Here is a 4580-nt window from a genome sequence, read left to right as displayed (position 1 = left end):
GAAGAAAACAAATAGTTGCAAAAAAAGTTTTTTTGTGCTATAAATAGATTGTATAGAAATTCAAGGAGTGGGTCGTACCACTCCTTATATTTTGCTACTAAGGAGAAATGTATGGACAATCTTAAAGAATGGATTGAAGAAGTTCTTAATGACAATGGATGCCATTTGTATGAATTAGAATGGATTACAAATCAGGGTACACCATTATTAAGAGTTTCGGTTGAAAAAGAAGACGGTACAATGGATTTGGATACTTGTGCAACTTGCTCAGATGCGATTGGCACAATACTTGATGAAAAAGACTGGTATGCCAAAGAATACATGCTTGAAGTTTGTTCGCCAGGAGCGGAAAGAGAGCTTCGTACGGATGAAGAAATTCAAAGAGCAGTTGGCAAATATATTTTTGTCAAAATGAAAGATCCAAAACAAGGCTTAGATCAAGTCATCGGTGATCTAATTGAAGCTACAGAAAATGATGTAACGATTTCATATCGTGATAAAACAAGAACGAAGAAGATCACTATTGAAAAGAGTAACATTCAGCTGATTATGACGGCTGTAAAGGTATAGGAGAAAAAAGATGAAACCAAAAATTAAAGTTGCAGATTTAGCAAAAGCTCTACAGGGCATTGAAACAGATCGTCAATTAACGAAAGAAATTGTTGAAGATGCTTTAAAAGAAGCTTTGACAAAGGCTTACCGCAAACACATCGAAATTCCAGATGCTTATGTTCGTGTGGATGTTGAGGATGGAACGATTCACATTTATCACGAGCGTATGGTTGTTGAAGAAGTGGAAGATGATGAATTAGAAATCGAATTGGAAGAAGCTCAAAAAGAAAATCCAAACATTCAATTAGGTGATATGGTTGGAGAAGAAGTAGATTTTACGGATTTTGATCGTGCGGCTGTTGTACTTGCCAAAAACGTAATGAAGCAAAAGATTCGTGAAGCTGAAAAAGCATTGGTTTACGAAGAATATTGTGACAAAGTCGATGAAATGGTTTTAGGAACGATTGAAACGGTTGAAGAAAAATTCGTCATTGTAAATATTGGTAAAACATTTGCGATGATGAAAAAATCAGCTCAGATTCCAACAGAACATTATAAAGAAGGCGACAACATCTTAGTTGTGATTACTGAAGTCAACAAAGAAACAAAGGGTGCTCAAGTTTTAGTGTCTCGTGCAACTCCAGTATTTGTTCGTCGTTTATTCGAACGTGAAGTTCCAGAAATCTACAATGGAATTATTGAAATTAAAGCGATTGCCCGTGATCCTGGTGAAAGATGTAAGATTGCCGTTTATTCACACAATGAAAACATTGACCCAATTGGAGCATGTATTGGTCCTCGTGGAAGTCGTGTACAAACAATCATTGAAGAATTGCATGGTGAGAAAATCGATATTTTCGAATGGTCTGACAACATCAGTGAGTTAATTGCGAATGCATTAAGCCCTAGTGTGGGTGTTGCGGTGATTCCAAATGAAAATGTAAAAGATGGATTGATCGTTGTTGTTCCAGACAACCAATTGTCATTAGCGATTGGTAAGCGTGGTAAAAATGCACGTTTGGCTGTTAAACTAACAAATCACAAGATTGATATCAAATCGGAAAGTGAAATGCAGGAATTAGGCATTGATTACATGGCTATTAGTGCAAAAATGCAAGAAGAATACGAAGAAAAGAAAGCCAAAGAACGTGCTTATAAGCAACAACAGAAGATTGAAGAATTAAAGTCAAATGAAACTGATATCGAAAATATTGATGTAGCTGATTTTACTTATGAAGATGAAGAAGTGGATGCTGTTGAAGAACATTCTCAAGATACTTTATTTGAAAAAGAAAATACAGTTGAAGAAAAAGAAGTCGATGAAATGGAAGAATTGGCTCGTATTGCGAAACAAAATCGTAAAGAAAAGACAGCTGCCGATGTCAAAGAATACACTTCTAAATTTGAATCTATGGCGGATGCTTCCAATAAACAAGAGGAGCCTCAAGTTTCTAAACCTAAAAAAGAAAAGGTTGAGGAAGAAAAGAAACCAGTTGAAGTTAAAAAATTCAACTACGAAGATATGAAACCAATCTATTCGGAAGAAGAGTTGGCTGAAATCGAAGAACAGGAATATGAAGATGAAAATGCCTGGGACGATGATGTTGACTATGAAGAATATGATGAATATTATGATGACTAGGAGTTGGTTTCATGCGTAAGATTCCAATGCGAAAATGTGTCGTAACACAAGAGCGTTTCCCAAAAAAAGATTTGATTCGTGTGGTACGTACACCTGAACAAACAATTGAGATCGATTTGACAGGTAAAAAGAATGGGCATGGTGCTTATATTTCTAAAAGCTTAGAAACGTTGGCTCTTGCCAAAAAGAATAAGGCTTTACAAAGAGCTTTAGAAACTGAAATCCCCGATGAAGTCTATCAGGAATTAGAAGCAATCATTACCAATGAATAAAGTTACGAATTTGATACAACTAGCTTATCGTGCTGGTAAAGTATCAAAGGGTGATTCTTTACTTGTTAGTATTCAAAAATCTCAAGCAAAACTTGTACTTGTATCTTCTTTATGCGGACAAAACCGTATGAAGAAGATTCAGGATAAATGCACATATTACAATGTGCCGTATATAGTGGTAGAACCATCTGTATTAGATGATGTTTCTTATAAAAAGATGAGTGCTATTGCGATTGTAGATAGTGGCTTTGCCAAAGCGATTATCGAAAAGATGAAAGGTTAGGTGATTCGATGGCTTATAACAACAACAATAAAAACAAAAAGAAACCAAATCGAAAAGGGCATAAGAGTTCGTATCAGTCTAATGCACCTAAAAAGGAAGAAGCAGTAAAGGAAATCACATATAGTGATGCGATTACTGTTGGTCAGTTAGCACAATTGCTTCACAAAAATAGTTCTGAAATCATTAAATTCTTATTTATGATGGGAAATATGTCAACAATCAATACAGTATTGTCAGATGAGGATATTGAATTGATCTGTATGAACTTCAATGTGGAAGTACATAAAGAGGTTGTTGTTGACGAAGATGATATTGAAGAACAACTTCAAAATGTAGAAGAAGATGAATCTAAATTAGTACCTCGTCCTCCTGTTGTCACAATCATGGGTCACGTTGACCATGGTAAAACAACATTATTGGATACAATTCGTAAAGCGAATGTTACAGAAAATGAATTTGGTGGTATCACACAGCACATTGGTGCATATCAGGTATCATTAAAAGGTAGAAAAGTTACATTCTTAGATACACCAGGTCACGAAGCATTTACAGCTATGCGTGCTCGTGGAGCCGAAGTTACCGATATCGTTATTATCGTTGTTGCGGCGGACGATGGTGTCATGCCACAAACAAAAGAAGCGGTAGACCATGCCAAAGCTGCAGGTGTTCCAATTGTAGTTGCGGTAAATAAAATTGATAAGCCAGGCGCAAATCCAGATCGTATCATGTCTGAAATGAGTGAACTTGGAATTATGCCTGAAGAATGGGGTGGAGATACAATCTTTACTCAAGTTTCTGCTAAAAAGGGAACAGGTGTTCCAGAATTGTTGGAAACAATGTTGTTAGTGGCGGATATGCAAGAATTAAAGGCAAATCCAGATACAAATGCTTCTGGTACAGTAATTGAAGCTAAGTTGGATAAAGGTCGTGGACCTGTTGCCACATTGTTAGTTCAACGTGGTACATTACACACAGGAGATAGTGTTGTAGTTGGTACTAGTTATGGTCGTGTTCGTAAAATGACAAACGATCGTGGTATGGAAATCAAACATGCTGAACCAAGCTGTCCAGTAGAAATCATCGGTTTAAATGAAGTTCCTAGAGCTGGTGATGTATTCATGTCTTATGATAGTTATAAGAAGGCTGCTGAAATTGCGGGTCATCGTTTGGATAAACAAATTGAAAAAGAACGTAATTCAACAAGCGCTATGTCTTTAGAAGATTTAGCTAAGAAAATTGATGAAGGTGATGTTCAAGAAATCAATGTCTTGATCAAAGCCGATGTTCAAGGTTCTGCGGAAGCTTTAAAGGCTAGTATGGAAAAACTAGAAGTCGATGGAAATGTTCGTATCAATGTCATTCGTTCAACTGTAGGAACAATTACAGAATCAGATATCTTATTGGCAAGTGCTTCAAATGCGATTATTTATGGATTCAACATTCGTCCTAGTGCAGCTATTCGTAAAAAAGCCGAAGAAGAAGGTGTGGAAATCCGTTTACACAACATCATCTATAAGGCTCTTGAAGAATTACAGGCTGCTATGAAAGGTATGCTTGCACCGGTATATGAAGAAGTTGTTATTGGTCAGGCGGATGTTCGTCAGATCTATAAGGTAAGTAAGATTGGTACAATTGCCGGATGTATGGTTACGGATGGTAAGATAAAACGTGACTGTAAAGTTCGCTTGATTCGTGAAGGTATCGTTATCTATACAGGAAAACTTGGATCATTACGTCGTTTCGACAATGATGTTAAGGAAGTTATAAATGGTTACGAATGTGGTATGACAATTGAAAACTTTAACGATATTAAAGTAGGAGATATTATAGA

General features: G+C 36.4%; 5 protein-coding genes. All 5 read left to right on the top strand.

All coding sequences use genetic code 11. The features are described from left to right. Window positions 1-111: 111 nt before the first annotated feature. Window positions 112-570, top strand: coding sequence for a ribosome maturation factor RimP (rimP, locus tag ACZQCL_RS06700; RefSeq protein WP_482482363.1), 459 nt, complete (start codon window positions 112-114; stop codon window positions 568-570). A gap of 10 nt (window positions 571-580) precedes the next feature. Beyond that, on the top strand, window positions 581-2194 hold the full coding sequence (gene nusA, locus ACZQCL_RS06695; RefSeq protein ID WP_227990895.1) for a transcription termination factor NusA: 1614 nt from the start codon (window positions 581-583) through the stop codon (window positions 2192-2194). A gap of 11 nt (window positions 2195-2205) precedes the next feature. Beyond that, window positions 2206-2466 carry an RNase P modulator RnpM gene (rnpM, locus tag ACZQCL_RS06690; RefSeq protein WP_117571801.1) on the top strand — a complete coding sequence of 87 codons (261 nt, stop codon included), beginning with the start codon at window positions 2206-2208 and terminating at the stop codon, window positions 2464-2466. Continuing rightward, on the top strand, window positions 2459-2749 hold the full coding sequence (locus tag ACZQCL_RS06685; protein WP_337532745.1) for a L7Ae/L30e/S12e/Gadd45 family ribosomal protein: 291 nt from the start codon (window positions 2459-2461) through the stop codon (window positions 2747-2749). The genes rnpM and ACZQCL_RS06685 overlap by 8 nt, the downstream gene beginning before the upstream one ends. Before the next feature lie 8 nt (window positions 2750-2757). Beyond that, on the top strand, window positions 2758-4580 hold a 1823-nt coding region (gene infB, locus ACZQCL_RS06680; protein ID WP_482482360.1), incomplete at its 3' end, for a translation initiation factor IF-2.

It is taken from the genome of Holdemanella sp. (genome assembly GCF_056804935.1).
The sequence above is the reverse complement of the archived record's forward strand: the minus strand, read 5'-3'. Positions and strand labels throughout refer to the sequence as shown.